This is a genomic window from Klebsiella sp. GN_Kp190, from assembly GCF_040061795.1.
Classification (GTDB): Bacteria; Pseudomonadota; Gammaproteobacteria; order Enterobacterales; family Enterobacteriaceae; genus Klebsiella; species Klebsiella michiganensis.
The window spans coordinates 64,230-90,328 of the sequence record NZ_JBEAFN010000011.1; the positions used below are offsets into that span (position 1 = coordinate 64,230).

At 57.4% G+C, this 26,099-nt stretch carries 25 protein-coding genes; 13 read left to right on the forward strand and 12 right to left on the reverse strand.

Annotated elements, in window-relative coordinates; genetic code table 11:
• Positions 1 to 47 precede the first annotated feature (47 nt).
• Positions 48 to 773: an amidase activator ActS gene (gene actS / locus ABLU67_RS08550; protein WP_004854045.1), complete on the reverse strand. Its 726-nt coding sequence runs from the start codon at positions 771 to 773 to the stop codon at positions 48 to 50.
• Between the two features lie 346 nt (positions 774 to 1,119).
• Here actS and idi point away from each other — a divergent pair, with 346 nt between their 5' ends.
• Positions 1,120 to 1,668 (forward strand): isopentenyl-diphosphate Delta-isomerase, encoded by a 549-nt coding sequence (gene idi / locus ABLU67_RS08555; RefSeq protein ID WP_049083227.1) that lies wholly within the window; start codon positions 1,120 to 1,122, stop codon positions 1,666 to 1,668.
• Positions 1,669 to 1,708: 40 nt separating this feature from the next.
• Here idi and lysS read toward each other — a convergent pair whose 3' ends face one another.
• The 5 genes from lysS to xerD all read right to left on the reverse strand — a co-directional run bounded on the left by lysS (position 1,709) and on the right by xerD (position 7,791).
• Positions 1,709 to 3,226, reverse strand: coding sequence for a lysine--tRNA ligase (lysS, locus tag ABLU67_RS08560; RefSeq protein WP_014226789.1), 1,518 nt, complete (start codon positions 3,224 to 3,226; stop codon positions 1,709 to 1,711).
• Positions 3,227 to 3,235: 9 nt separating this feature from the next.
• Positions 3,236 to 4,334 (reverse strand): peptide chain release factor 2 gene (gene prfB, locus ABLU67_RS08565; protein WP_100248296.1). Its coding sequence is split into 2 segments (ribosomal slippage): positions 3,236 to 4,258 and positions 4,260 to 4,334, totalling 1,098 coding nucleotides; the frame shifts between segments, so codons are not numbered across the junction.
• 85 nt (positions 4,335 to 4,419) lie between these two features.
• Positions 4,420 to 6,153, reverse strand: a complete 1,734-nt coding sequence (gene recJ / locus ABLU67_RS08570; RefSeq protein ID WP_348852248.1) for a single-stranded-DNA-specific exonuclease RecJ — start codon at positions 6,151 to 6,153, stop codon at positions 4,420 to 4,422.
• A 5-nt stretch (positions 6,154 to 6,158) separates the two neighbouring features.
• Positions 6,159 to 6,872: a bifunctional protein-disulfide isomerase/oxidoreductase DsbC gene (gene dsbC, locus ABLU67_RS08575; protein WP_348852249.1), complete on the reverse strand. Its 714-nt coding sequence runs from the start codon at positions 6,870 to 6,872 to the stop codon at positions 6,159 to 6,161.
• Positions 6,873 to 6,894: 22 nt separating this feature from the next.
• Positions 6,895 to 7,791, reverse strand: a complete 897-nt coding sequence (gene xerD / locus ABLU67_RS08580; protein ID WP_004105555.1) for a site-specific tyrosine recombinase XerD — start codon at positions 7,789 to 7,791, stop codon at positions 6,895 to 6,897.
• A 121-nt stretch (positions 7,792 to 7,912) separates the two neighbouring features.
• On the opposite strand from xerD, the gene fldB reads away from it, so the two are divergent.
• Positions 7,913 to 8,434, forward strand: coding sequence for a flavodoxin FldB (gene fldB / locus ABLU67_RS08585; RefSeq protein ID WP_014226792.1), 522 nt, complete (start codon positions 7,913 to 7,915; stop codon positions 8,432 to 8,434).
• A gap of 8 nt (positions 8,435 to 8,442) precedes the next feature.
• Here the strand turns inward: fldB and ABLU67_RS08590 are convergent, their stop codons facing one another.
• The gene (locus ABLU67_RS08590; protein ID WP_004854060.1) at positions 8,443 to 8,853 is read right to left on the reverse strand and encodes a protein YgfX; all 411 of its coding nucleotides are present in this window, start codon (positions 8,851 to 8,853) and stop codon (positions 8,443 to 8,445) included.
• On the reverse strand, positions 8,834 to 9,100 hold the full coding sequence (gene sdhE / locus ABLU67_RS08595) for an FAD assembly factor SdhE (protein WP_004124953.1): 267 nt from the start codon (positions 9,098 to 9,100) through the stop codon (positions 8,834 to 8,836). The genes ABLU67_RS08590 and sdhE overlap by 20 nt, the downstream gene beginning before the upstream one ends.
• A gap of 244 nt (positions 9,101 to 9,344) precedes the next feature.
• Between sdhE and ygfZ the strand changes: the two genes are divergently transcribed.
• From ygfZ to ABLU67_RS08635, 8 genes are all read left to right on the forward strand, one after another.
• Complete coding sequence (gene ygfZ, locus ABLU67_RS08600; RefSeq protein ID WP_014226793.1) at positions 9,345 to 10,328, forward strand: tRNA-modifying protein YgfZ; 984 nt, start codon at positions 9,345 to 9,347, stop codon at positions 10,326 to 10,328.
• Positions 10,329 to 10,521: 193 nt separating this feature from the next.
• A complete protein-coding gene (gene dagR / locus ABLU67_RS08605) occupies positions 10,522 to 13,320 on the forward strand; it encodes a transcriptional regulator DagR (protein ID WP_049079129.1) in 2,799 nt (932 codons plus the stop codon).
• 120 nt (positions 13,321 to 13,440) lie between these two features.
• A complete protein-coding gene (locus tag ABLU67_RS08610) occupies positions 13,441 to 13,866 on the forward strand; it encodes a PTS sugar transporter subunit IIA (protein ID WP_004854067.1) in 426 nt (141 codons plus the stop codon).
• A gap of 12 nt (positions 13,867 to 13,878) precedes the next feature.
• The gene (locus ABLU67_RS08615) at positions 13,879 to 14,364 is read left to right on the forward strand and encodes a PTS system mannose/fructose/N-acetylgalactosamine-transporter subunit IIB (protein ID WP_004854068.1); all 486 of its coding nucleotides are present in this window, start codon (positions 13,879 to 13,881) and stop codon (positions 14,362 to 14,364) included.
• A 145-nt stretch (positions 14,365 to 14,509) separates the two neighbouring features.
• Positions 14,510 to 15,259, forward strand: a complete 750-nt coding sequence (locus ABLU67_RS08620; RefSeq protein WP_004124968.1) for a PTS sugar transporter subunit IIC — start codon at positions 14,510 to 14,512, stop codon at positions 15,257 to 15,259.
• Positions 15,256 to 16,116 carry a PTS system mannose/fructose/sorbose family transporter subunit IID gene (locus tag ABLU67_RS08625; protein ID WP_014839507.1) on the forward strand — a complete coding sequence of 287 codons (861 nt, stop codon included), beginning with the start codon at positions 15,256 to 15,258 and terminating at the stop codon, positions 16,114 to 16,116. Before ABLU67_RS08620 ends, ABLU67_RS08625 begins: the two co-directional genes overlap by 4 nt.
• A 3-nt stretch (positions 16,117 to 16,119) precedes the next feature.
• Positions 16,120 to 17,229 (forward strand): D-glucosaminate-6-phosphate ammonia lyase, encoded by a 1,110-nt coding sequence (dgaE, locus tag ABLU67_RS08630; RefSeq protein ID WP_201994101.1) that lies wholly within the window; start codon positions 16,120 to 16,122, stop codon positions 17,227 to 17,229.
• Positions 17,216 to 17,959 carry a 2-dehydro-3-deoxy-phosphogluconate aldolase gene (locus ABLU67_RS08635; RefSeq protein ID WP_032693811.1) on the forward strand — a complete coding sequence of 248 codons (744 nt, stop codon included), beginning with the start codon at positions 17,216 to 17,218 and terminating at the stop codon, positions 17,957 to 17,959. The genes dgaE and ABLU67_RS08635 overlap by 14 nt, the downstream gene beginning before the upstream one ends.
• Before the next feature lie 158 nt (positions 17,960 to 18,117).
• On the opposite strand, the gene ABLU67_RS08640 is transcribed toward ABLU67_RS08635, so the two are convergent.
• Together ABLU67_RS08640 and yqfB are read right to left on the reverse strand one after the other, a co-directional pair.
• Positions 18,118 to 18,777, reverse strand: a complete 660-nt coding sequence (locus ABLU67_RS08640; RefSeq protein ID WP_014839509.1) for a hemolysin III family protein — start codon at positions 18,775 to 18,777, stop codon at positions 18,118 to 18,120.
• 161 nt (positions 18,778 to 18,938) lie between these two features.
• Positions 18,939 to 19,250, reverse strand: coding sequence for a N(4)-acetylcytidine aminohydrolase (gene yqfB / locus ABLU67_RS08645; RefSeq protein ID WP_025105968.1), 312 nt, complete (start codon positions 19,248 to 19,250; stop codon positions 18,939 to 18,941).
• A gap of 50 nt (positions 19,251 to 19,300) precedes the next feature.
• Here yqfB and ABLU67_RS08650 point away from each other — a divergent pair, with 50 nt between their 5' ends.
• From ABLU67_RS08650 to ABLU67_RS08660, 3 genes are all read left to right on the forward strand, one after another.
• A complete protein-coding gene (locus ABLU67_RS08650; protein ID WP_025105967.1) occupies positions 19,301 to 20,029 on the forward strand; it encodes a MurR/RpiR family transcriptional regulator in 729 nt (242 codons plus the stop codon).
• Positions 20,030 to 20,150: 121 nt separating this feature from the next.
• Positions 20,151 to 21,584, forward strand: a complete 1,434-nt coding sequence (gene bglA / locus ABLU67_RS08655; protein ID WP_025105966.1) for a 6-phospho-beta-glucosidase BglA — start codon at positions 20,151 to 20,153, stop codon at positions 21,582 to 21,584.
• A 190-nt stretch (positions 21,585 to 21,774) separates the two neighbouring features.
• Positions 21,775 to 22,266 (forward strand): protein disulfide oxidoreductase, encoded by a 492-nt coding sequence (locus ABLU67_RS08660; protein WP_064404228.1) that lies wholly within the window; start codon positions 21,775 to 21,777, stop codon positions 22,264 to 22,266.
• A 108-nt stretch (positions 22,267 to 22,374) separates the two neighbouring features.
• Here the strand turns inward: ABLU67_RS08660 and ABLU67_RS08665 are convergent, their stop codons facing one another.
• Positions 22,375 to 23,118, reverse strand: coding sequence for an SDR family oxidoreductase (locus tag ABLU67_RS08665; RefSeq protein WP_201994100.1), 744 nt, complete (start codon positions 23,116 to 23,118; stop codon positions 22,375 to 22,377).
• Positions 23,119 to 23,178: 60 nt separating this feature from the next.
• Positions 23,179 to 26,052 (reverse strand): aminomethyl-transferring glycine dehydrogenase, encoded by a 2,874-nt coding sequence (gene gcvP / locus ABLU67_RS08670; RefSeq protein ID WP_102803243.1) that lies wholly within the window; start codon positions 26,050 to 26,052, stop codon positions 23,179 to 23,181.
• Between the last annotated feature and the right edge of the window lie 47 nt (positions 26,053 to 26,099).

The window sequence follows — 26,099 nt, forward strand, 5'->3', positions numbered from 1 at the left end:
ACCCGCTGACAAGCCCAAACCAGGCTAAATGCCGATAAAATAACCTTTTAGCACTTAGGCTTACTGCCCTGCGGCGGCAAATAGCGCAGCGGGTCGATCGCCGTCGCCCGGTAGCGAATCTGGAAATGCAGGCGCACGGAATCCGCGTCCGAGCTGCCCATGGTGGCAATCTGCTGGCCAATCTTCACGCTCTGGCCGTTATTCACCATTAGCTTGTCGTTGTGCGCGTAGGCGCTGATATAGTCCTCATTATGCTTAATCATAATCAGGTTGCCGTAGCCGCGCAGCTGGTTGCCCACGTACACCACTTTGCCCGCCCCTGCCGCATACACCGGCTGGCCGCGCTTACCGGCGATATCGATACCTTTATTGCCGCCATCGCTGGTGGAGTATGGCAGCACTACTTTACCGCTGGTTGGCCAGCGCCAGCAGCGTTGCCCGACCGGCGGCCAGGAGGATTGCGGCACCGCCGAAGATGGCGTCACGGCGGCGGTACGTTTCGTCGACGATTTCTTGCCGGATGCCCCCGCCTTCGCCGTGGTCCCGGAACCGCTGTTTAGCTTCAGCTTTTGCCCGACTTCGATGGTATAGGGAGGTGAAATATTATTGAGACGGGCGAGATCCCTGACGCTGGTGCCAGTGGAACGTGAGATAGCGTACAGCGTGTCGCCGCGCTTCACGGTGTAGGTAGAACCGGAATCGGATGAGCTGGAACACCCCGCAACGATCAGGCTGCTCAGCAACATTATTGCAATAACAAAGCGTTTTCTCATCAGGCGTCCTGCGCTTAACACTAACATTCACCTCAAAACCAGGGCGATTATCATACCAGTCCCTAAGGCATTCCCCAATCGCTACCCTTCATACAGAAGTATTAAAGGCCTGCTAAGCGGCTGAACATCTACGCTCTCCCGGGAGAGTCCGGGAGCGTCGCGGTGCGTCCGGGTTAAACCGCTGGTGATTCAATTAGCCCCCTGCCGGCAACTCTGCAATATCACGCTCTCCCCGGAGGCCAACATGTTTTGGTAATGCCTTTGTCCCATTTATGGGCTACCCTAGTGGCCTGAGTACATGACCCGGCGGGTTTGTGCCGGGTCATTTTTTATTTCAGGAGTTGTCATGGCCGGGGAACATGTCATTTTGCTGGACGAGCAAGATAAGCCTACAGGTATGCTGGAGAAGTATGCCGCCCACACCTTCAATACCCCTCTGCATCTCGCGTTTTCCAGCTGGCTGTTCAATGAACAAGGCCAACTGCTGGTCACGCGCCGCTCGCTGGGCAAAAAAGCCTGGCCAGGCGTATGGACGAACTCAGTCTGCGGGCATCCGCAAACCGGCGAAACCTTTGAACAGGCCGTTGAGCGCCGCTGCCGCTTTGAGCTCGGCGTCGAGATAACCCGCATCGTCCCGGTCTTTCCGGGGTTCCGTTACCGGGCCGTCGCGCCGAATGGCATTGTCGAAAACGAGGTCTGTCCGGTCTATGCGGCGCGAGTAGCCAGCGCGTTACGGATAAATCCTGACGAAGTGATGGATTTTCAGTGGAGCAATCTTGCGGATGTGTTAAGCGGGATTCGCGCGACGCCCTGGGCTTTTAGCCCGTGGATGGTGCTGCAGGCGGCGGACGATAATGCGCGTAACGCATTAATCAGCTTTAGCAACCAGGCATAAAAAAACCCAGCTCTGCTGGGTTTTTTTATTCGCGTAATGCTTATTTTACCGGACGCATCGCCGGGAACAGGATCACGTCGCGGATGGTGTGGCTGTTGGTAAACAGCATCACCATACGGTCGATACCGATACCGAGGCCCGCAGTCGGCGGCAGGCCGTGCTCCAGCGCGGTAACGTAGTCTTCGTCATAGAACATCGCTTCGTCGTCACCGGCGGCTTTCGCGTTAACCTGATCGAGGAAACGCTGCGCCTGGTCTTCCGCATCGTTCAGCTCGCTAAAGCCGTTACCGATTTCACGCCCGCCGATGAAGAATTCAAAGCGGTCGGTGATTTCCGGGTTCTCGTCGTTACGACGCGCCAGCGGAGAGACTTCTGCCGGATATTCGGTAATGAAGGTCGGCTGAATCAGGTGCGCTTCCGCCACTTCTTCGAAGATCTCGGTCACGATGCGGCCCAGACCCCAGCTCTTCTCAACGTGGATACCGATGCTTTCCGCAATGGCTTTTGCGGAATCGAAGTTATCCAGATCGGCCATCTCGGTTTCCGGACGATATTTCTTGATCGCTTCGCGCATGGTCAGCTTTTCAAACGGCTTGCCGAAATCAAAGGTCTGATCGCCGTAAGGCACTTCAGTATGGCCCAGAACGTCCTGCGCCAGGGTGCGGAACAGGGATTCGGTCAGCTCAATCAGATCTTTGTAATCCGCATACGCCATGTAGAGTTCCATCATGGTGAACTCAGGGTTATGGCGAACGGAGATACCTTCGTTACGGAAGTTACGGTTGATTTCGAACACGCGCTCGAAGCCGCCAACCACCAGACGCTTCAGGTACAGTTCCGGCGCGATACGCAGGTACATGTCCAGATCCAGCGCGTTGTGATGGGTGATGAACGGACGCGCGGACGCGCCGCCGGGGATCACCTGCATCATCGGGGTTTCAACTTCCATAAAGCCGCGGCCGACCATGAACTGGCGGATGCCCGCCAGGATCTGCGAACGCACTTTAAAGGTGTTGCGCGATTCATCGTTGGAGATCAGGTCCAGGTAGCGCTGACGATAGCGCGCTTCCTGATCCTGCAGGCCGTGGAATTTGTCCGGCAGCGGGCGCAGGGCTTTGGTCAGCAGACGCAGCTCGGTGCAGTGAATAGAGAGCTCGCCGGTCTTGGTTTTGAACAGCTTACCGCGCGCCGCGATGATATCGCCGAGGTCCCACTTTTTGAACTGCTCGTTATAGACGCCTTCCGCCAGATCGTCGCGGGCGACGTACAGCTGAATGCGGCCGCCAACGTCCTGCAGCGTAACGAAGGAGGCTTTACCCATGATACGACGGGTCATCATGCGGCCAGCGACGGCGACTTCAACGTTCAGCGCTTCCAGCTCTTCGTTTTCTTTGCCATCGAAGTCAGCGTGCAGAAGGTCTGAGGTGTGGTCACGACGGAAATCATTCGGGAACGGGATACCCTGCTCACGCAGCGCGGCCAGCTTCTCACGACGGGCTTTCAGTTCATTATTAAGGTCAATTGCCGCGTCAGCGCCCTGTGCTTGTTGTTCAGACATGTTGGTTCCTCATAACCCTGCTTTCAAACTTGCTTCGATAAATTGATCCAGGCTGCCGTCCAGCACCGCCTGAGTGTTGCGGGTTTCCACCCCGGTGCGCAGATCTTTAATGCGGGAGTCATCCAGCACGTAAGAACGGATCTGGCTGCCCCAGCCGATGTCGGATTTGGTATCTTCCATCGCCTGCTTCTCGGCATTTTTCTTCTGCATTTCCAGCTCATAAAGCTTCGCTTTCATCTGCTTCATGGCCTGGTCTTTGTTCTTGTGCTGTGAACGGTCGTTCTGGCACTGGGTCACTAAGCCGGTCGGAATGTGGGTAATACGCACCGCGGATTCCGTACGGTTAACGTGCTGACCGCCCGCGCCGGATGCGCGATAAACGTCAATGCGCAGATCCGCCGGGTTGATGTCGATATCAATATCGTCATCCACTTCCGGATAAACGAAGGCGGAGCTGAAAGAGGTGTGGCGGCGGCCGCCGGAATCGAACGGGCTCTTACGCACCAGGCGATGAACGCCGGTTTCGGTACGCAGCCAGCCGTAGGCGTAGTCGCCGATAATCTTGATGGTCACGGACTTAATGCCCGCCACTTCGCCTTCAGACTCTTCGATGATCTCGGTCTTGAAGCCGCGCGCTTCGGCCCAGCGCAGATACATGCGCATCAGCATGCTGGCCCAGTCCTGCGCTTCCGTTCCGCCGGAACCGGCCTGGATATCGAGGTAGCAATCGGCGCTGTCGTATTCACCGGAGAACATGCGGCGGAATTCCAGCTGCGCCAGCTTCTCTTCCAGCACATCGAGCTCGGCGACAGCTTCGTTGAAGGTCTCTTCGTCTTCGGCTTCAACGGCCAGCTCCAGCAGGCCGGAAACGTCCTCCAGCCCCTGAGACATCTGATCCAGCGTATCAACGATGGCTTCCAGCGAGGAACGCTCTTTACCCAGCGCCTGCGCACGCTCTGGTTCGTTCCAGACGTCAGGCTGCTCCAGCTCGGCGTTTACTTCTTCGAGACGCTCTTTCTTAGCATCGTAGTCAAAGATACCCCCTAAGAACGTCCGAGCGCTCCGTGAGGTCCTGAATACGGTTTTTTACCGGATTTATTTCAAACATGGTCGGTTTCTTTTAATGGATTCGTCAAAATGCGGTGATAAGAGCGGAATTCTACCGGATTCGCGCCCTCATTAATATACTGTTCTCAATTTGGCCAGAGGTGGTCAATGATCAGCTGCAGGCTGCGGTTGCCGCGGAACTCATTGATATCAAGCTTATAGGCAAGCTGAACTTCGCGAACGCCGTTATCCGGCCAAAGGGAAGTATCAACATTGAACGCGATACCGTCCAGCAGCGGGCCGCCGCCGACCGGCTCAACCATCACCTTCAGATGACGCTCGCCGACCAGGCGCTGCTGTAGCAGACGGAAACGGCCGTCAAACAGCGGCTCCGGGAACATCTGCCCCCACGGTCCGGCGTCGCGCAGCATCTGCGCGACCTCCATGCTCATCTCTGCCGCCGCCAGCGGACCGTCGGAGACCACTTCCCCCTGCAGCAGCGCAGGATCGAGCCACTCGGTCACCAGCTCGCCGAAGCGCTGCTGGAACTCTTCAAAGCGCGCCTCTTCCAGCGATAGCCCCGCCGCCATGGCATGGCCGCCAAACTTCAGAATCAGCCCGGGATAGAGCGTATCCAGACGCTCCAGCGCATCGCGCATATGCAGCCCCTGAATCGACCGACCAGAGCCTTTGAGCGTACCGTCGCCGGTGGGCGCAAAGGCGATAACCGGACGATGGAAACGCTCTTTGATACGCGAGGCCAGAATGCCGACGACGCCCTGATGCCACTGCGGATGGTACATCGCCAGGCCGCCGGGCAGCGTCTCACCGCTGCGCTCCAGCTTCTCACACAGGGTCAGGGCTTCCGCCTGCATCCCCTGCTCTATCTCTTTGCGCGTCTGGTTCAACGCGTCCAGCTCATTGGCCAGCACCCGCGCTTCGCCGGTGTTGTCGCACAGCAGAAGCGCCACGCCGACGGACATATCGTCCAGCCGGCCCGCGGCGTTCAGGCGCGGACCGAGCGCGAAGCCGAGATCGCTTGCCGCCAGCTTTTGCGGGTCGCGCTTGGCGATCTCCAGCAGCGCCTTAATGCCCGGACGGCATTTCCCCGCCCGGATGCGGCTCAGCCCCTGCCAGGTCAGAATACGGTTGTTGGCATCCAGCGGTACGACGTCCGCCACGGTGCCGAGCGCCACCAGATCGAGGAGATCAGCCAGATTAGGCGGCGCAATGCCGCGCTCCTCAAACCAGCCTTTATCGCGCAGAAAAGTGCGCAGCGCCAGCATCAGATAAAAAGCCACGCCCACCCCGGCCAGCGATTTCGACGGAAACTCACAGTCGCGCAGGTTCGGGTTAATAATCGCTTCCGCCGCGGGCAGCGAATCCCCCGGCAGGTGGTGATCGGTCACCAGCACCGGAATACCCAGCGCATGGGCGCGATCGACGCCAGCGTGCGAAGAAATACCGTTATCCACGGTCATAATCATCTGCGCGCCGCGGGCGTGAGCCTGAACGACCACTTCCGGGCTCAGGCCGTAGCCATCTTCAAAACGGTTTGGCACCAGGTACGAGACGTTGCCGTAGCCCAGCGCCCGCAGGGCCAGAACGCTCAGCGCGGTGCTGGTGGCGCCGTCGGCGTCAAAATCGCCGACCACCACAATATGCAGCCCCTGCTTAAATGCGCCGTAGAGCATCTCTACCGCTTTTTCGACGCCGGTCAGCTGCGACCACGGCAGCATGCCTTTCACGCCGCGCTCCAGCTCCTGCGCGCTACGCACGCCGCGGCTGGCGTACAGCCGCTGCAGCAGCGGTGGGAGATCGGCAGGTAAATCGACGCCGTCAGCCGCCTCGCGGCGGCGTAGTTGTATCTGTTGTTTCACGCGAATCAGTTACCGCTTGTCTGTTTTTGATGCTCATCAAGGAGCGCTTTCAGGTCTTTAGGATCGCGATAGCCGGGCATCAGCGTGCCGTCGCTCAACACCATCGCCGGCGTACCGTTAACGCCAAGCTGCACGCCCAGCATGTAGTGTTTAGCGATATCAACATCGCAGTTGGCCGGCTGCACGCCCTTGCCGCTCATCGCGTCATCCAGCGCTTTGTTACGATCTTTAGCGCACCAGATAGCCTTCATATTCTGCTCGGCTTCGCTTTGCAGCCCCTGGCGCGGGAAGGCCAGATAGCGCACGGTAATACCCAGCACGTTATAGTCGCTCATCTGCTCATGCAATTTATGGCAATAACCACAGGTAATATCGGTGAAGACGGTGATGACGTGTTTTTCCTGCGGCGCTTTATAGACGATCATCTCTTTTTCCAGCGCGTTCAGCTTACCGGCCAGCAGCGTATTGGTGACGTTTACCGGCTGCGCGCCGCTGACGTCGTACATCGGCCCCTGGATAATGTGCTTACCGTCATCGGTAACGTATATCACGCCGCTGTCCGTCAATACGGTGCTGATGCCTTTGATCGGCGAAGGTTGCACGTCCGAACTCTGCACGCCCAGCTTCGCCAGCAGTTGCTTGATCGCCGCGCTATCGGCATGCGCCGCACCGGATAAGGTGGTCGCCAGCAGAGTGAACATCAGTAAACCTTTTTTCATACTCAGTCCTTTTTTTCAGCACTCACGCACGCGGGTGATGCTGTTGATGGAGTTGTCGCAGACGCTCGGTCGCCACGTGGGTGTAGATCTGCGTCGTGGAGAGATCGCTGTGTCCTAACAGCATCTGCACCACGCGTAAGTCGGCGCCATGGTTAAGTAAATGCGTCGCGAACGCATGGCGTAACACGTGCGGGGAGAGCTTTTCGCTGTCAATCCCCGCCAGTACGGCATAGTGCTTAATTCGATGCCAGAACGTCTGGCGCGTCATCTGCTGCGCGCGCTGGCTGGGAAAAAGCACATCGGACGCCACGCCGTTCAGCAGCCAGGGGCGCCCGTATTCAAGGTAATTCTCAACCCACAGCACCGCCTCTTCACCCAGCGGTACCAGACGTTCTTTATTTCCTTTACCAATCACGCGCAGCACGCCCTGTCGCAGGCTAATGTCGCTCATGGTCAGGCCCACCAGCTCGGAAACGCGCAGACCGGTGGCGTACAGCACTTCCAGCATCGCTTTATCGCGCAGCTCCAGCGGTTGTTCAACCAGCGGCGCCTGGAGCAGGCGTTCCACCTGCGCCTCGCTCAGATCCTTCGGCAGCCTCTGCGGCAGCTTTGGCGAGGCCAGCAGCGCGCTGGGATCGTCCGGGCGAATTTTCTCCCGGTAAAGATGCTGGAAGAAACGGCGCACGGCGCTTAGCAGGCGCGCGGTGCTGGTGGCTTTATAGCCGCCGGTTTGCCGCTCCGCCAGCAGCGACTGGAGATCTTCGCCGCTGACGCTGGCAAGCGACAGGCCACGATGATGCAGCCATTCGACCACCATCGTCAGGTCCCGGCGGTAGGCGCTTAGCGTGTTCTCCGCCAGATTCCGCTCCAGCCATAAGGCATCAAGAAACTGCTCGATTTGTGCGAGATCCTGTTCCACTCTGGCCTCTTTGCTTATTAAAACGGCGCCATTATACCCTAAATAATTCGAGTTGCAGGCGGGCGCGGCCTTTCTGGTACACTAAGCGCAAAGTCACAGCAAGAATTGAGACGTTTCCGCGATGAACATAGGTCTTTTTTACGGTTCCAGCACCTGCTACACCGAAATGGCGGCGGAAAAAATCCGCGATATTATCGGCCCTGAACTGGTCACGCTGCACAACCTGAAAGATGATTCCCCTGCCCTGATGACGCAATACGATGTGCTGATCCTCGGCATTCCAACCTGGGATTTCGGCGAGATCCAGGAGGACTGGGAGGCGGTCTGGCAGCAGCTCGATACGCTGGATCTGCAGGGTAAAATCGTCGCGCTGTACGGCATGGGCGACCAGCTAGGCTACGGCGAATGGTTCCTTGATGCGCTCGGCATGCTGCACGATAAGCTGGCGACCAAAGGGGTTAAGTTTATCGGCTACTGGCCTACTGAAGGCTATGAATTCACCAGCCCGAAACCGGTCATTGCCGATGGGCAGCTGTTCGTTGGCCTGGCGCTTGATGAAACGAACCAGTACGACCTGAGCGATGAGCGCATTCAGAACTGGTGCGAGCAAATCCTCGGTGAAATGGCTGAGCAGTTCTCCTGAGTCCCTGCCTACTCTTGCGTCGGTTTTAGCAACACCAGCCGACGCAGGTCTCGCCATTCTCCCGCGTCCATGCTATCCGCCGCGACCCACAAATGCTGGGTTCGTTGGTTTTCCGTATTCCGCAGGCGCAGCAGCATTCCGCTGTTAATCACCCACGGGGTGCCGATGATATCCCACTCCGCCTTTTGCCAGCGCAGACGGGAGTCGATCAGCAGCTTGATTTCTCCCTGACGGGCATGGATCCGCCGCTGGCTGCGCACGCAGTCGAACACCACCAGCGACAGCAGTATCAGCCACAGCGGGGTATAGCTCAGCGGCCAGGGCATCAGCAGCACCAGCGCCGCCACCACGCCGTGCATCAGCAGCGAAAACCACTGCGCCCGCCACGAGATGCGTAAATCAGATTGCCACAGGACCACGTTCCCGATTCCGTGTCTGAATTAATTTTACCATCCGCTGCAGTTCTGCATCAGCCGGCTCGCCATGATTCATCAACCAGTTGAACAGATCCGGATCGTCGTTTTCCAGCAGGCGGATGAATAACGCTTTGTCGCCATCGCTGAGCGTGTCGTACTCATGCTCGAAAAACGGCATGATGGAGATATCGAGTTCACGCATACCTCGACGGCATGCCCAGTGGATGCGGGCTTTATTGTTAATGTCCATGTTTTACTTCCTGCTTATAAATATCTCTTAGTTTAACCCGTTTTCGGCGCTGACTTCACTGGAATATCAAGTTTCGCGAGCGCTATTCCATGAAAACCCTAAAATAATCAGGTCATTTATTATTTCGCTGGTTTCAGCGCCCCGTCTTTGAGGGCACGAATGGCCTGTCAAAAGCGCTTGCATTGCACCATAGCTCTTTTACCATTAGTCACACACTCTGCGTTAAGCTATTCAGGATATGACTATGGCTTTTACACCTTTTCCTCCGCGTCAGCCTTCCTCTTCCGCTCGTCTGCCGTTAACGCTGATGACGCTGGACGACTGGGCGCTGGCGACGATTACCGGTCCGGATGGCGAAAAATATCTGCAGGGGCAGATTACCGCCGACGTCAGCCACCTGACCGACGAGCAGCATCTGCTTGCCGCGCATTGTGACGCCAAGGGCAAGATGTGGAGCAATCTGCGCGTTTTCCGCCGCAACGAGGGTTTTGCGTGGATTGAGCGCCGCAGCCTGCGCGATGCGCAGCTGACCGAACTGAAAAAATACGCGGTGTTCTCTAAAGTGACCATCGCCGCCGATGATGAATCCGTACTGCTGGGCGTTGCCGGGTTCCAGGCGCGCGCTGCGCTGTCGCCGCTGTTTAGTGAGCTGCCGAACGCCGAGAAACAGGTTGTCAGCGAAGGAGCCACCAGCGTGCTGTGGTTTGCGCATCCGGCCGAGCGTTTCCTGCTGGTGACCGATGTGGCAACCGCCACCCGCATCACCGATGCGCTACGCGGTGAAGCGCAGCTCAACAACAGCCAGCAGTGGCTGGCGCTGAATATTGAAGCCGGGCTGCCGGTTATCGACAGCGCCAACAGCGCGCAGTTTATTCCGCAGGCCACCAACCTACAGGCGCTGGGCGGCATCAGCTTTAAAAAAGGCTGCTATACCGGCCAGGAGATGGTTGCCCGCGCTAAATTCCGCGGCGCCAACAAGCGCGCCCTGTGGTATCTGGCGGGAACAGCCAGCCGCGTGCCTGAGGCCGGGGAAGACCTGGAGCTGAAGATGGGTGAAAACTGGCGCCGAACCGGCACCGTTTTAGCGGCCGTGCAGCTGGACGACGGTCGCCTGCTGGTACAGGTGGTGATGAATAACGATATGGAGCCGGACAGCGTGTTTCGCGTACGCGATGATGCCGGTAGCCTGAGCATCGAGCCGCTGCCGTATTCGCTGGAAGAGAGTTAAAGCGATATTCCCTGCCGCCTTCTCCCCGGAGGCGGCGCTCACGCGCCTGTCTGGGCTACCCCACCCGCAAACCACGAAACACCCGCGGCCGCGCGCTTTGCGCAAATGCGCCATCTCTGGCCCAGGCCACTTTCTTGCGTAGAAGAATAGTGTATGTTCTGAACAATCATTTATTTCTTAAGCGGTAAAAGAGATGAGACGGATTGAGGTCATACTGGGGGAACTGGAGCGATTAACTCGCGGGCTGAATCTTGCGGATCTGGAACAGGAAACGGCATTTACGGCGGAAGCCATCGGCTTTAACCTCGGGCTTGCGCGCAACTCGGTCAGCAAAGACCTCAATCAGTTATGGAACGACGGCCTGGCGATTAAGAGCAGAGGACGCCCCGTGTTCTTTTGGCACCGCCAGGCAATGGAAACGCTGCTGGGGCGCAGACTGAATGATACCGAATGTGAAGTGCGTACGGTTGCCGACCTTCTGCCGCATCAGGAAGGTTGCTCAACGGATGACCCCTTCAGCGGCCTGATTGGCTACGATCGCAGCCTCCGTGATGCGGTGGAAAAAGGCCGCGCAGCGGTACTTTATCCTCACGGGCTCCACGTATTGCTGACCGGCCCCTCCGGGGTAGGTAAAACTTTCTTTGCCGAGCTGATGCACCGTTTTGCCTGCGAGCAGGCGGCGGGTTCTCCCCCGCCGCTGGTCTACTTTAACTGCGCCGAGTATGCGCATAACCCGGAGCTGCTCTCTTCGCATTTGTTCGGCCATCGGCAGGGCGCATTTACCGGCGCCAGTGAGAATAAAGCCGGTCTGGTAGAGCAGGCGGACGGCGGATATCTGCTGCTTGATGAGGTGCACCGCCTGCCGTATGAAGGACAGGAAAAACTCTTCTCCATTCTCGACAAAGGCCAATATCGCCCGCTCGGTTCAAGCGCCACGGCGCGGTCCATTACGGTGCGCTTGATTTGCGCCACCACCGAACCGGTCAGCTCAGCCCTGCTGCGAACGTTCCAGAGGCGCATCCAGGTCTGTATCGATCTCCCCGGGATCCGTCAGCGCTCGGTGGAAGAACAGGTGGAACTTATTGTCGGTTTTCTCCAGCGCGAGAGCCGCAAAATTGAGCGTACGGTCAGTATCGACAAAACGCTGTTGCTCTGGCTGCTGAATAAACCGCTGGAAGGCAATATCGGCCAGCTCAAAAGCGATATCCAGTTTCTTTGCGCCCAGGCGTGGGCCGCGGGAATGACCGAGCATAACGACACGCTCCAGCTGGATAAACGGCTGGTAGAAGTGCCGTTCAACGCCACCCCGGAACAGCGTCTGTTGGTCGATACCTTGTTTGACGGCCAGGATCGGCTAAGCGTCGATGCGCGCACGTTACCCGCATTGAAAACCTCTCTGGCGACAGGAGCGGAGATCGAAGAAAGCGATCTGTTTTACAGCTTCCTGACCCGCGAATACGTCAACCTGCGCAACAGCAACGTCCCACCGGCTGAGACGCTGGCGATCCTCAAAAACAAACTCAGTTCTATCTTTGAATATGGTCTCTACAGCCGCGACAGCGTGGCCCATCCGCCGCGCTATGGCGATCGGATTGAAGAGCGGGTGACCCTGCTGATTGGCTGTGTGGAACAGGTGCTGGGCTTTACGCTGCCAGAAAACCTGATGAATCCGCTGCGTAAACACTTTCTGGCGCTGATTGGCTACGTGCAGCGCGGGCTGATCCCGCAGCTCTACTCCTCCAGCCTGATCCTCGACCGCTGCAAAGACGAGTATGAAAACGCGACTCTGCTGTGCCGGAAAATCAACGAGCTGCTGCATATTCAGTGCCCGGCGACGGAGGTCGTCTGGCTATGTCTGTTCCTGAAAGAGTGCCGCCATTATCGCCAGCGGATCGACGCCAGCCCCGACTGCGGCGTCATTTTAATCGCCCACGGCGCGACGACGGCGACCAGTCAGGCGCAGTACGTCAACCGGGTGCTGGAGCGCGAGCTGTTTAGCGCCATCGATATGCCCTTTGAGCAGTCGGTGCATGACACGCTGGAAACGCTAACCCAGCGGATCCAGAGCCAACGCTACCGGCGGCTGATTCTGATGGTGGATATCGGCTCGCTGGTGCATTTTGGCAGCACCATCAGCAAGCTATTCCAGATTGACGTCCTGTTAATGCCCAATATTACGCTGACCAGTCTGCTGGAGCTGGGTCTGGATTTAAGCTATGAAACCAGCGAGCTACCGCAGCTGGCGGAATTACTGCAGAGTAAAAATATCCCCTGTCAGCTCTGTACTCCGCAGCAGGAAAACGGCGGTAAGGTGCTGGTGATCTCCTGCATTACCGGCATGGGAACCGCAGAGAAAATCAAAAAAGTGCTGGAGGAAAGTTTTGGCGAGCTGATGTCGCAGGATACGCGAATGGTGATCCTCGATTACAACGAGGTTCGCAGCCTGGAGCGCGTTCAGCAGTCGCTGCTGGCCGGTGAGCGACTGGCGGGGATTGTCGGCACCTTCCAGCCGGGACTGCCGGATATTCCGTTTATCTCGCTTGAAGAGCTGTTCTCCGAGCAGGGGCCGGAACTGGTGCTCAGCCTGCTCACGCCGGACCTCTCAAGCAGTGAGCGCCGTCTGGAGATGGAGCGCAGCGCGATGCGCTTCATCAGCGCGCTGACCATGGAAAGTATCATCAACCATATTTCGGTACTCAATCCCCAGCGCATTCTCAAAGAGATGGAGGGGGTGTTTAACCATTTAACCACCTCGCTTTCGCTGAAACCCAGCCGCCAGGTGACACTGCGCTTCCTGATCCACTGCTGTTGCATGGTCGAGCGTATCGTAATTAACCGGAAACCGTTACAGATGTCGCTGGAGAGCCAGCCCGCGCTGGACGTCCGCGCGTTTAGTGTCATTAAATCCGCCTTCCAGCCGATCGAAGAGGCTTATGCCATTCGTTTATCCGACGCGGAATATTTTTATATCTACGAACTGCTGTATCGCTGATCCCTTAACTGGCGTGGCTTTACGCCGCGCCTGCCCCTCTTCGCCCCCCATGTGACACAAATTCTGGCACAGCCTTTGCTCTTATTACGTATATCAACGTAATAGCGCCAGGAGGCCATTTTGATTACCACTGAACCTTTGTCCCAGATCCTGCTGCTGACCCATGGCGGCTGGGGGCAACAGCTCTGCAACAGCCTGTGCATGGTGACGGGCGAAATTAAAGGCGTAACGGAAATCGCCCTGATGCCCGTCGATACCTTGGGCGAGTTTTATCAGCGCGTAGAAGCCGTCGTGAAAACCCTGCCCGAAGGCTCGCTTATTCTGACCGATTTTATTGGCGGGACCACCTCTAACGTGGCCGCGCGGCTAAGCGCCGATTATCCGGTGGCGGTGATTTCCGGACTGAATGCCTCGCTGCTGCTGGAGGCGCTGGACAAGCGGGAACAGGGACCGCTATCCGCCTGCGTAGCTGAATTAGTGGAAGCCGCGCGCAGCAGCTGTCTGGACGTTGTCGCCCACGTTCGGCAATTACAACAATCACAATAAGGAAAAAATATCATGGCTAACATCGTGTTATGTCGCATCGACAGCCGCCTCATTCATGGACAAGTGGTGACGAAGTGGGTCGGACAATCCCAGGCCAACCGGATTGCGGTAGTGAGTGATGAGCTGGACGCCGATCCGTTTATGAAAAATATCTATCTGATGGCGGCACCGCCAAACATCAAAGTGGATTGCTACAGCAATCAGAGCTTTGCCGCATCGTGGAAAGAAAACCAGCTTGGCGACGGCAGCGTGCTGGTGCTGTTCCCCTCTCTCGCGGCGATTCAGGAAGCCGTACAGCTCGGGTTTGATGTTTCCGCCATTCAGGTTGGCGGCTTAGGCGGCGGGCCGAACCGCAAGGTCGTTTTCCAGAACATCACGTTGGATGAAAAAGACGTTGGCATTCTTCACGACCTGAAAAGTCGAGGGATTAAGGCGGTCTTCCAGACTATCCCGGAAGATAAGCCGCAGTCGCTGGACGATATCCTGAAAAAATTCTAACCATTTAACATACACAAAATCATTCTGGATGCATCGAGGCGGCAACTGAGTGAATCCCCAGTCACTTACTTAAGTAAGTGACTGGGGTGAGCGAAGGCAGCCAACAAAGAGGCAGCCTGAAAGATGAAGTGTACAGGAAAAAACTATGGATACTTTAGTCTTCGCAAGCCTGATGGGGTTGTATTACTGGTTTGCCCGCTTACGCCTTGGCTACACCTTCTCCGCCATGCTGTTACAACCTGTTGTAATCGCCGTTTTTGTCGGCCTGCTGTTGGGCAATATGGAAACGGCGATGATTATTGGCGCAGGTATGCAGCTGGTTTACCTCGGCGTGACCTCAACGCCCGGGGGTAACGTGCCGTCAGATCCGGCGCTGGCAGCCTGTATCTCGATTCCTATCGCCGTAAAAGCCGGGATGGACCCGAACCTGGCCATCGCGCTGGCCATCCCGTTTGGCGTGATCGGCGTTTTCCTTGACCAGCTCAGACGCACGCTGAACGCCGCATGGGTGCATATGGCGGATAAACACGCGGAAACGGCCAACATGGGCGGTATTATGCGCTGCGCGTTCCTCTACCCGGCGTTGCTCGGCCTGGTGCTGCGTTTCCCGGTGGTGTTTGCTGCCAACTATTTTGGCCAGGACGTGGTAGAGAGCTTCCTTAAGCTGATGCCGCACTGGTTGACCCACTCCTTTGAAATTATGGGCGGCATTCTGCCGGCGCTGGGCTTTGCCATCACCATCATGGTGATCGGTAAGAAGAGCCTGCTGCCGTGGTTTATCGGCGGATTCTTTGCGGTGCTGTACCTGAAGGTGGACATTATGGCGATGGCAATCTTTGGTACCTGCGTGGCCTTCCTGATTAAAGGCCTGGCGAAAAATGAAGGAGCAGCATGATGAGCAGCGATGTAATGCAGCACGAACTGGTGGAGCGCGCGCGGGAGAACGGCACGCTGACCAAAGCGGACATCACCAAAGCCTGGTTTATTTACTGGCTGGGTGCAGAAGTTTCCAGCTCCTATGAGCGTTTACAAAGCCTGATTTTCTGCGCCTCAATGACGCCGATTATCAAAAAACTCTACCCGCAAAAAGAAGAGCAGGTGGAGGCGCTAAAACGCCATCTGAACTTCTTCAACTCTGAGCAGACCTTTGGCGCGGTGATTCAGGGGATCTCGATTGCGATGGAGGAGCAGAAAACCCGCGGTGAACCGATTAGCGACGCGTCTATCACCGGGATTAAAACCGGGCTGATGGGGCCGCTGGCCGGAATGGGGGACTCCATCATCTGGGCGGCCGTCATGCCGTTGCTGATTGCGATTTTCATCCCGTTCGCCGCCAGCGGCAGCGCGATGGGCGGCATTGTGCCCTTAATTCTCTATCCGGCCATTACGCTGGCGATCAGCTACGGCATGGTGCACAAAGGCTACACGCTGGGACGCGACTCAATCATCGGCCTGCTCCAGGGAGGGCGAATTAAGGAGCTTATCTACGGCGCGAACGTGCTGGGCCTGATAATGATGGGCGCGCTCTCCGCAAGCTACGTCAAAATAACGACCCCCTTAAAGCTCAGCGCGCTGAAGGGCTCGGAGGTGGTGGTCCAGCAAATCCTCGACTCTATCGCGCCCGGCCTGTTGCCGCTGGCGGCGGTGTTTGCCATCTACTTCTATCTGGTGAAGAAAGGGCCGCGCTACACCACCATTCTGCTGTCAATTGTCGCGCTCAGCGTGGTCTGTTCGCTGCTGGGAGTGCTGTAAACCATGACGCAGAATATCTATCAACAGCTGGGGTTAAAACAGGTGATTAACGCCTGCGGCAAAATGACGATTCTGGGCGTTTCCAGCGTGGCGCCGGAGGTGATGCAGGCAACGGCGCGGGCGGCATCGGCCTTTGTGGAAATCGACAGGCTGGTAGACCGAACCGGCGAGCGGGTCTCCCGCTTTACCGGCGCGGAAGACAGCTATATCACCTCCTGCGCCTCGGCGGGAATCGCCATCGCCGTAGCCGCCGCGATTACCCATGGCGACCAGGCGCGAGTGATGCAGATGCCGGACAGTCGCGGTATGGCCAACGAAGTCGTCATGCTCCGCGGGCATAACGTCGATTACGGCGCGCCCATCACCAGCGCGATTCGCTTAGGCGGTGGGCGCGTTGTGGAGGTCGGTTCAAGCAATCTGGCGGCGCGCTGGCAGCTGGAGAGCGCGATCTCTACCAGCACCGCCGCCCTGCTGTATGTGAAATCACACCACTGCGTGCAAAAAGGGATGTTGAGTATCGAGGATTTCGTGCAGGTCGCACAGACTCACAACCTGCCGCTGATTGTCGATGCCGCCGCCGAGGAGGATTTACGCGTCTGGGCGGCGAGCGGAGCGGACATGGTTATCTATAGCGGGGCAAAAGCGTTTAATGCGCCCACCTCCGGATTCATCACCGGGAAAAAACAGTGGATAGCGGCGTGTAAGGCGCAGCATCACGGTATTGCCCGGGCGATGAAAATCGGCAAGGAGAATATGGTCGGTCTGGTTTATGCGCTGGAACACTATCATCAGGGGCAGAAGGGGGTCACAGCCGAGGAACTCCTGCCCGTCGCGAAAGCGATCTCAGCGATAAACGGCTTACAAGCCGATATTGAGCAGGATGAAGCCGGACGCGCTATCTGGCGTATCCGCATTCAGGTGAATGCCCAGGAGCTGGGCCTGGATGTCCGCGAAGTCGAAGCACAGCTGCGCAACGGCGATATCGCCATTTACGCCCGGCGCTATAACCTCCATCAGGGGGTTTTTAGCCTGGACCCACGAACGGTAGCCGAGGGTGAAATGAGCCTGATCGTGGCGCGCTTAAAGGAGATTGCCAACCATGCAGCAAATTAATTTTTACCGTCAACGCGTCGCGATTAACGTGCTGGCGAAAGATATCGCCAACGCCCGGGACATTTATGATGCCGCCGAAGGCCATGCGGCGATTGGCGTCCTCTCGGCACAGTTTGCCTCCGTGGAAGAAGGTGTTCAGGAGGTAAAACGCTGGATGGCGGAGATACCCTCCATCTCCGTAGGCCTGGGCGCCGGCGATCCTGCGCAATATTACAAAGCGGCGATGATCGCGTCAGCGCTTCACCCGGCGCACGTTAATCAGACCTTTACCGGCAGCGGGTTTGCCGCAGGGGCGCTGGCGGCTACGGGGGGGCAGCAGACCTGCATTAACGCGCTGGTCAGCCCGACGGGAACCCCTGGCGAGGTTCTTATCTCCACCGGCGTCAGCAGCTGTCAGGGCACGCCGGCCCGCGTCTCCTGCGATGCGGCGGTACGCATGATGCAGGACATGGGGGCCCATGCGGCGAAGTTTTTCCCCATGGGCGGCGAAAAGTCGCTACCGGAGCTGTATATGCTGGCGACCACGGCAGCCCGTAACGGGATGACGTTAATCGAACCAACCGGCGGAATCGATCTCGATAACTTTGGCATTATTTTGCAAAGCTGTCTGGAGGCAGGCGTACCTCGCGTGATGCCTCATGTTTACAGCTCGATAATCGACCCGCAAACCGGCAATACCCGGCCAGAAGATATCCGCAGATTAATGGATATCGTGAAAGCCGTGGTTTGAATAAAAACACCGGGCCGTAGCCCAGGCAGGCAAGCCATCACCAACGGAGAATGTCCCGGAGGCGGCGCTGGCGCGCCATGTCCGGGCTACCAGCCCTCAGACGACGGTGAACCTGTAGCCCGGCTAAGCGTAGCGCGAGCCGGGAGATTTCGCGAAATTTAAACCTGCCCGACGTACAAATAAATGGCCAGGAAGTGGCACACGCTGCCGCCCAGGACAAAACCGTGCCAGATAGCGTGGTTGTACGGAATACGTTTGCAGACGTAGAAAATAACCCCCAGCGAATAGACCACGCCACCCACGGCAAGCAGCGTCACGCCGCCCACCGCCAGCTTAATCGCCAGCTGATAAACGACGATCAGCGACAGCCAGCCCATGGTCAGGTAGGTCACTAAAGAGAGGATCTTAAAACGATGCGCAATGGTCAGCTTAAACAGGATCCCCAGCAGCGCCAGGCTCCAGATGACGATCATCAGCCCGCGCGATAGCGGCGAATTTAGCCCCACCAGCAGAAACGGCGTGTAGGTCCCGGCAATCAGCAAATAGATGGCGCAGTGGTCGAATTTTTTCAGCCACAGCTTAGCCCGCTGATGCGGAATCGCGTGATAGAGGGTCGAGGCGAGGAACAGCAAAATCATGCTGCCGCCGTACAGGCTGTAGCTGGTAATGGCCGTGGCGCCGGCGTTGCTGTCCACCGCCTGCACCAGCAACAGCACCAGACCGACGATACCGAACACCAGCCCAATCCCGTGACTGACGCTGTTGGCAATTTCCTCTGCCAGAGAATATCCCTGTGTGATTAACGATTTGCGAACCATATTTGACTCCGAAAACAAGTACGCTTTCAATGCACACTTAGGTTAACTGAGAATGATTCCAGTGAACACCTGTTCGCTAAAATAAAAAGATGAATATTTATGAACAGTATAAAATCAATAGGTTACATAAATATTTCAACTAACAGACGTTCACTGTTTATTTAAAGCTTTTCGAATTCAATAACATAAAACTGCTTTTCTTCAGGATAGATCTCCGCAATCACCTCACGCAGCTGCGCCAGGGTCATATTCTCCTGCTGCGCGTGCAGTTCACTCAGCGTATCCAGCGTCACCGTTGAGGTGGCCACCACGCGAATGGTGCAAAAATAGCCGTCATCTTCATAGCGGCCAACGCGCAGCACATCGCCCGTTTTAAAGTGCGATTCCGCAGCATCGCGGATGGTAATGGTTTTGCGTCCGGCGAGGATGTCGTCCTGAAAACGCTGAAAAAAGGTTATGTCATTTGGCTGCATGATATCATTCCGTCCTGGTCATTATGAATTGTGAGTTTGCCACTGTGAGTATCTTCTCCCACGCCGCTATCGCCAGTCTCAATAATCTTGAGATGATGGTCTATCACTACGTCATTAAAAATCGCGACAAAGTGATGTACATGACCATCCGCGAGCTGGCGGAAGCGGCCGGAGTCTCCACGACTACCGTTTTGCGCTTCTGCCGCAAGCTGCAGTGCGAAGGCTACTCGGAGTTTCGCGTACGCTTTAAATTATATCTGGAGCAGAATGAGCCTCAACAGGCAAATATCGGCGCCAGCGAAATAATGAGCTTTTTTAAAAGCGTTAATAACGATGAATTTGACCAGCTGCTCGAGCAGGCGGTCGATATTATTCTGTCTTCAGAACGTATTATTTTTGTTGGTGCCGGCACCTCCGGCGCGCTGGCAAAATATGGCGCGCGTTTCTTTTCTAACGTCGGGAAATTCAGTAACCATATCGACGACCCTTATTTCCCGGTGACCAATGATATGGCGCGTAATGCGCTGGCCATCGTGCTGTCGGTCTCCGGCGAAACCGAAGAGATCCTGCGCTTCGCCAGCCAGTTCAGCCTGCATCGCTGTAAAGTGATGTCCATCACCAGCCACGAGCACTCGCGGCTGGCAAAGCTTGCCGACTTTAATCTCTCCTGGCACGTTCCGCAAACGCGCATCGGCGGCGTCTATGACATTACCACCCAGATCCCGGTCATTTATATTCTGGAAACGCTTGGGCGTAAATTAGCGCGCAAACTCGCCTGAAAATAACAGGGTGTTTTTTCGATGTAACAAATTCCATTCCGGGCAAATTGTTATATCGTGACATTTATATTCCCTTTGTTAGACTCGCAGCCAACAAGTCATTAAGACGAGATGAGCAAAGATGAAGAAAATTCCTTTACCAAAAGACTTTTTATGGGGTGGCGCCGTCGCCGCGCACCAGGTTGAAGGCGGCTGGAATAAAGACGGCAAAGGCCCGAGCATCTGCGACGTGCTTACCGGCGGCGCGCACGGCGTGCCGCGCGAGATAACCCAGCAGGTAGAGCCGGGCAAGTACTATCCGAATCACGAAGCCATCGATTTCCACGGCCGCTACAAAGAAGACATCAAGCTGTTCGCCGAGATGGGCTTCAAGTGCTTCCGCACCTCTATCGCCTGGACGCGCATCTTCCCGCTGGGCGACGAAAGCCAGCCGAATGAAGAAGGGCTGAAATTCTACGATGACATGTTCGATGAACTACTGAAGTACAACATCGAACCGGTTATTACCCTCTCCCACTTTGAGATGCCGCTGCATCTGGTTCAGCAGTACGGCGGCTGGACCAACCGCAAAGTGGTCGATTTCTTTGTGCGCTTCGCCGAAGTGGTCTTCGAGCGCTATAAGCACAAAGTGAAATACTGGATGACCTTTAACGAGATCAACAACCAGCGTAACTGGCGCGCGCCGCTGTTTGGCTACTGCTGCTCCGGCGTGGTCTATACCGAGCATGAAAACCCGGAAGAGACCATGTACCAGGTGCTGCACCATCAGTTTGTCGCCAGCGCGCTGGCGGTGAAGGCAGCGCGTCAAATCAATCCGGAGATGCAGGTGGGCTGCATGCTGGCAATGGTCGCCCTCTATCCGTTCTCCTGCAAGCCGGAAGACGTGATGTTTGCCCAGGAATCAATGCGTGAACGCTACGTCTTTACCGACGTCCAGCTGCGCGGCTACTACCCGAGCTACGTCCTGAACGAATGGGAACGCCGCGGCTTCAATATCAACATGGAGGACGGCGATGCGCAAATCCTGCGCGAAGGCACCTGCGCGTATCTCGGCTTCAGCTACTACATGACCAACGCGGTGAAAGCGGAAGGCGGCACCGGCGACGCGATCTCCGGCTTTGAAGGCAGCGTGCCCAACCCGCACGTCAAAGCCTCCGACTGGGGCTGGCAGATTGACCCGGTCGGCCTGCGCTATGCGCTGTGTGAACTGTATGAGCGCTACCAGAAGCCGCTGTTTATCGTCGAAAACGGCTTCGGCGCGTACGATAAAGTCGAAGAAGACGGCAGCATCAACGACGACTATCGCATCGACTATCTGCGCGCTCACGTCGAAGAGATGATCAAAGCGGTGACTTACGACGGCGTTGAGCTAATGGGCTATACCCCGTGGGGCTGCATCGACTGCGTCTCCTTCACGACCGGTCAGTACAGCAAGCGCTACGGCTTTATCTACGTCAACAAACATGACGATGGTACCGGCGATATGTCCCGCTCGCGCAAGAAGAGCTTTAACTGGTACAAAGAGGTTATCGCCAGCAACGGCGAAAAACTGTAATCATCTTGCCCCTTTTCAGCCGGAAGGGGGCAAAACTTACCACAAAACAGACACTTCTTTACAGCTTTAGCATTGCTAACCCACGCTCAGCCGATAAGATAAACCACATCAATCGTTGAGTCGCTGACGCTGACTTCGTGAATCAACGCCGCACGCTGCCGGCCTTTCCGGCGCATCACAATGTAGAAAAATGATGCTAAACGTCTTCAGACAGATCCTGATATGGCTGCTGATTGTCGCCGCCGTCAGCCTGGCGGTGGATTACCTGCGCAGGCCCGCGCTGCCGCAGAATTTCTCCAGCATGCCGCTGCAAACGCTTGATGGCCGAACGGTCGATCTGGCGGCAATGAGCCACGAGCGCCCTTTGCTGCTGTACGTCTGGGCCACCTGGTGCGGCGTTTGCCGCTATACCACCCCGTCGGTGGCCGCTTTAGCCAACGATGGCGGCAATGTGATGACGATAGCGCTACGCTCCGGCGACAACGCCGCTCTGGCGCGATGGCTGGCGCATAAAAAAATGGCGCTGCCGACGATCAATGACGCCAGCGGTCAGCTATCCCAACGGTGGGAGGTGCAGGTCACGCCGACCCTTGTGGTGATCTCGCGCGGCGAGGTGAAGTCAGTCACCACCGGCTGGACCAGCGGCTGGGGGATGCGCCTGCGGCTGTGGCTGGCGTCGTAGCGCATTTCCCTGCTTGCGCTGCGCTTAGCAGGGCCAGGGATGGGGTGAGGTAAACAGATGTTGTATCCCGGGCAAGGCGTTAGCCGCCCCCCGGAAAACGAGTTCCGATTATCTCCCGCCCGCCAGCTCCAGAAAGCTGCCGGTCACGTAGGAAGCCTTCTCACTCAGCAGCCAGACGATAGCCTGAGCCACCTCCTCCGGCTGCCCGCCGCGCCGCATGGGCAGCATCGACTTCACACGATCCACGCGCCCCGGTTCACCGCCGCTGGCGTGCATGTCGGTATAAATTAAGCCGGGGCGCACGCCGTTAACCCGAATCCCCTGCGCCGCCACCTCCAGCGACAGGCCGGTGGTCAGAGTATCAACCGCGCCCTTTGACGCGGCATAATCCACATACTCCCCCGGCGCCCCGAGGCGCGATGCCGCGGACGACACATTCACAATCGCCCCGCCCTTACCGCCGTGCTTGTACGACATCCGCTTTACCGCTTCCCGGCAGCAGAGGAAGTAGCCGGTCACGTTGGTGGCCAGCACCTGGTTAATCCGCTCCGCGCAAAGGCTTTCAATCGTCCCCTGGGTAAATAAAATGCCGGCGTTATTGACCAGCGCGGCGAGCGGTTCGCCGAGGCGATCGATAGCGGTAAACATCGCCATCACCTGCGCTTCATCGCTGACGTCCGCCCGTAGCGCAACGGCTTTGCCGCCGCTGGCGATAATTTCGTTCACCACGCCGGTCGCGGCAGCGCTATTTTGATGGTAATTCACCGCCACGGTATAGCCTTCCTGCGCCAGCAGCAGCGCCGTCGCTTTACCTATTCCCCGGCTGCCGCCCGTCACCAAAGCTATCGTCATGCCATTCTCCCAAAAAATAAAGGCGCCGCAGCGCCTTTAAAAGATAGTCTAATCAGCAGATTACTGGTATTCGCTCATCGGCACGCAGGAGCAGAACAGATTACGGTCGCCGTAAACATCGTCCAGACGCTTAACGGTCGGCCAGTACTTGTTGTTCAGCCCCGCCGGGAAGACCGCCAGTTCACGGGTGTACGGATGGTTCCACTCGCTCACCAGTTCACCCTGAGTATGCGGCGCGTTCACCAGCGGGTTATCCTCCAGCGGCCATTCACCGCCTTTCACGCGGTCGATCTCGCCGCGAATCGCCAGCATCGCATCGATAAAGCGGTCCAGCTCCACTTTGCTTTCCGATTCGGTCGGTTCCACCATCAGCGTGCCGGCAACCGGGAAGGACATGGTCGGAGCGTGGAAACCAAAATCAATCAGTCGCTTGGCAATATCCAGCTCGCTGATGCCGGTCTCTTCTTTCAGCGGACGAATATCCAGAATACATTCGTGCGCCACGCGACCGTCGCGGCCGGTATACAGCACCGGGAACGCGTCTTTCAGCCGGGTAGCGATGTAGTTGGCGTTCAGAATCGCCATCTGGCTCGCCTGTTTCAGCCCCTCTGCACCCATCATACGGATATACATCCAGCTGATCGGCAGAATGGAGGCGCTGCCGAACGGCGCGGCGGAAACCGCGCCCTGGCGGGTCAGCATGCCTTCAATTTGCACCACGCTGTGGCCCGGCACAAACGGCGCCAGATGCGATTTCACGCCGATCGGCCCCATACCCGGGCCGCCGCCGCCGTGCGGAATGCAGAAGGTTTTATGCAGGTTGAGGTGCGAGACGTCCGCGCCGATAAAGCCCGGAGAGGTAATGCCGACCTGGGCGTTCATGTTCGCGCCGTCAAGGTAAACCTGGCCGCCAAACTGATGCACCACTTCGCACACTTCGCGAATAGTCTCTTCATAAACGCCGTGGGTGGACGGATAGGTCACCATGATGCAGGAGAGGTTCGCCGCATGCTGCTCGGCTTTCGCCCGCAGATCCGCCAGATCGATGTTGCCATTTTTATCACAGGCGACCACCACCACCTGCATTCCCGCCATCTGCGCGGAAGCCGGGTTGGTGCCGTGCGCAGAGCTTGGGATCAGGCAGATATCGCGATGCCCTTCGTTGCGGCTCTCGTGGTAATGGCGAATCGCCAGCAGGCCCGCGTATTCGCCCTGCGCGCCGGAGTTCGGCTGCATGCAGACCGCATCATAGCCGGTCAGCTTAACCAGCCAGTCGGAGAGCTGGGCAATCATCTGATGATAGCCTTCAGCCTGATCAACCGGGCAGAACGGATGTAGTTCGGCGAATTCCGGCCAGGTGATCGGGATCATCTCCGCGGCAGCATTCAGCTTCATGGTGCAGGAGCCCAGCGGGATCATCGCCTGGTTCAGCGCCAGATCCTTACGCTCCAGCGCGTGCATATAGCGCATCATCTCGGTTTCGCTGTGGTAGCGGTTGAACACCGGATGAGTGAGGATCGCATCGTCACGCAGCATGCTGGCCGGGATCGAACGGCTGTCCAGGGCCACGTCTTTATCCAGCGTGTCGATATCCAGGCCGTGATCGTCGCCCACGATGGCGCGGAACAGGTTCAGGACGTCTTCGCGCGTGGTGGCTTCATCGAGCGTGATCCCGACGGCGTGATGAATATCGCTGCGCAGGTTGATCTGCAGCGCTTCCGCCCGCGCCAGCACAGCGGCTTTATCGGCGACGTCCACGCACAGGGTATCGAAGTAGTGCGCATGGCGGAGCTTAAGGCCTTTTTTCTGCAGGCCATCGGCGAGAATATCGGTCAGGCGATGAATACGGCTGGCGATACGCTTCAGCCCAGCCGGGCCGTGGAATACGGCGTACAGGCTGGCAATATTGGCCAGCAGCACCTGGGAGGTACAGATATTGGAGTTCGCTTTCTCGCGGCGAATATGCTGCTCGCGCGTCTGCATCGCCATGCGCAGCGCGGTATTACCCGCCGCATCTTTCGATACGCCGATAATACGGCCCGGCATGGAGCGTTTGAATTCATCTTTTGCGGCAAAAAACGCCGCGTGCGGGCCGCCGTAGCCCATCGGTACGCCGAAGCGCTGGGCGGAGCCAAACACAATGTCCGCGCCCTGCTTGCCCGGGGCAGTCAGCAGAACCAGGGCCATAAAATCGGCCGCGACGCTGACAATCACTTTGCGCGCTTTCAGGTCAGCTATCAGTTTGCTGTAATCGTGAACCTCGCCGGTGGTGCCTACCTGCTGCAGCAGCACGCCAAAGACGTCCTGATGGTCGAGCGCTTTTTCCGCATCATCGACAATCACATCGAAACCAAAGGTTTCCGCGCGGGTGCGCACCACGTCCAGCGTCTGCGGATGAACGTCGGCGGCGACGAAGAAACGGTTGGCGTTTTTCAGTTTGCTTACGCGTTTGGCCATTGCCATAGCTTCCGCAGCGGCGGTGGCTTCGTCCAGCAGCGAGGCCGAGGCAATATCGAGCCCGGTCAGGTCGAGGGTCACCTGCTGGAAATTCAGCAGTGATTCCAGGCGACCCTGGGAAACCTCCGGCTGATAAGGCGTATAGGCGGTATACCAGCCCGGATTTTCCAGCATGTTGCGCTGAATCACCGGCGGCAGCTGCACGGCGGTGTAGCCCATGCCAATGTACGACTTGAAGCGCTTGTTACGACCGGCGATCGCCTTCAGTTCCGCCAGCGCGGCGAATTCCGTGGTTGCTTCGCCCACCTGCGGCGGCGTTGCCAGCTGGATATCCTGCGGCACAATCTGGCCAATCAGGGCGTTAAGCGAATCGGCGCCAACGGTTTTCAGCATCTCCTGCTGCTGCCGGGCATCCGGGCCGATGTGACGTTCAATAAAGGCGTCACGGTATTCAAGCTGGCCTAAAGTCTGGGTCATGAGCGATGGTTCCTGAACGTGCGGTGAATCGTGATTGTCTGACGGGT

Coding starts and splice junctions, on each gene's coding strand:
- ABLU67_RS08635 (WP_032693811.1), top strand. CDS start 17,216: ATGCAGCAAATTAATTTTTACCGTCAACGCGTCGCGATTAACGTGCTG.
- lysS (WP_014226789.1), bottom strand. CDS start 3,226: ATGTCTGAACAACAAGCACAGGGCGCTGACGCGGCAATTGACCTTAAT.
- dagR (WP_049079129.1), top strand. CDS start 10,522: ATGAGACGGATTGAGGTCATACTGGGGGAACTGGAGCGATTAACTCGC.
- ABLU67_RS08660 (WP_064404228.1), top strand. CDS start 21,775: ATGATGCTAAACGTCTTCAGACAGATCCTGATATGGCTGCTGATTGTC.
- fldB (WP_014226792.1), top strand. CDS start 7,913: ATGAACATAGGTCTTTTTTACGGTTCCAGCACCTGCTACACCGAAATG.
- idi (WP_049083227.1), top strand. CDS start 1,120: ATGGCCGGGGAACATGTCATTTTGCTGGACGAGCAAGATAAGCCTACA.
- ABLU67_RS08620 (WP_004124968.1), top strand. CDS start 14,510: ATGGATACTTTAGTCTTCGCAAGCCTGATGGGGTTGTATTACTGGTTT.
- bglA (WP_025105966.1), top strand. CDS start 20,151: ATGAAGAAAATTCCTTTACCAAAAGACTTTTTATGGGGTGGCGCCGTC.
- gcvP (WP_102803243.1), bottom strand. CDS start 26,052: ATGACCCAGACTTTAGGCCAGCTTGAATACCGTGACGCCTTTATTGAA.
- ABLU67_RS08615 (WP_004854068.1), top strand. CDS start 13,879: ATGGCTAACATCGTGTTATGTCGCATCGACAGCCGCCTCATTCATGGA.
- ABLU67_RS08665 (WP_201994100.1), bottom strand. CDS start 23,118: ATGACGATAGCTTTGGTGACGGGCGGCAGCCGGGGAATAGGTAAAGCG.
- sdhE (WP_004124953.1), bottom strand. CDS start 9,100: ATGGACATTAACAATAAAGCCCGCATCCACTGGGCATGCCGTCGAGGT.
- dgaE (WP_201994101.1), top strand. CDS start 16,120: ATGACGCAGAATATCTATCAACAGCTGGGGTTAAAACAGGTGATTAAC.
- dsbC (WP_348852249.1), bottom strand. CDS start 6,872: ATGAAAAAAGGTTTACTGATGTTCACTCTGCTGGCGACCACCTTATCC.
- yqfB (WP_025105968.1), bottom strand. CDS start 19,250: ATGCAGCCAAATGACATAACCTTTTTTCAGCGTTTTCAGGACGACATC.
- actS (WP_004854045.1), bottom strand. CDS start 773: ATGAGAAAACGCTTTGTTATTGCAATAATGTTGCTGAGCAGCCTGATC.
- ygfZ (WP_014226793.1), top strand. CDS start 9,345: ATGGCTTTTACACCTTTTCCTCCGCGTCAGCCTTCCTCTTCCGCTCGT.
- ABLU67_RS08625 (WP_014839507.1), top strand. CDS start 15,256: ATGATGAGCAGCGATGTAATGCAGCACGAACTGGTGGAGCGCGCGCGG.
- ABLU67_RS08640 (WP_014839509.1), bottom strand. CDS start 18,777: ATGGTTCGCAAATCGTTAATCACACAGGGATATTCTCTGGCAGAGGAA.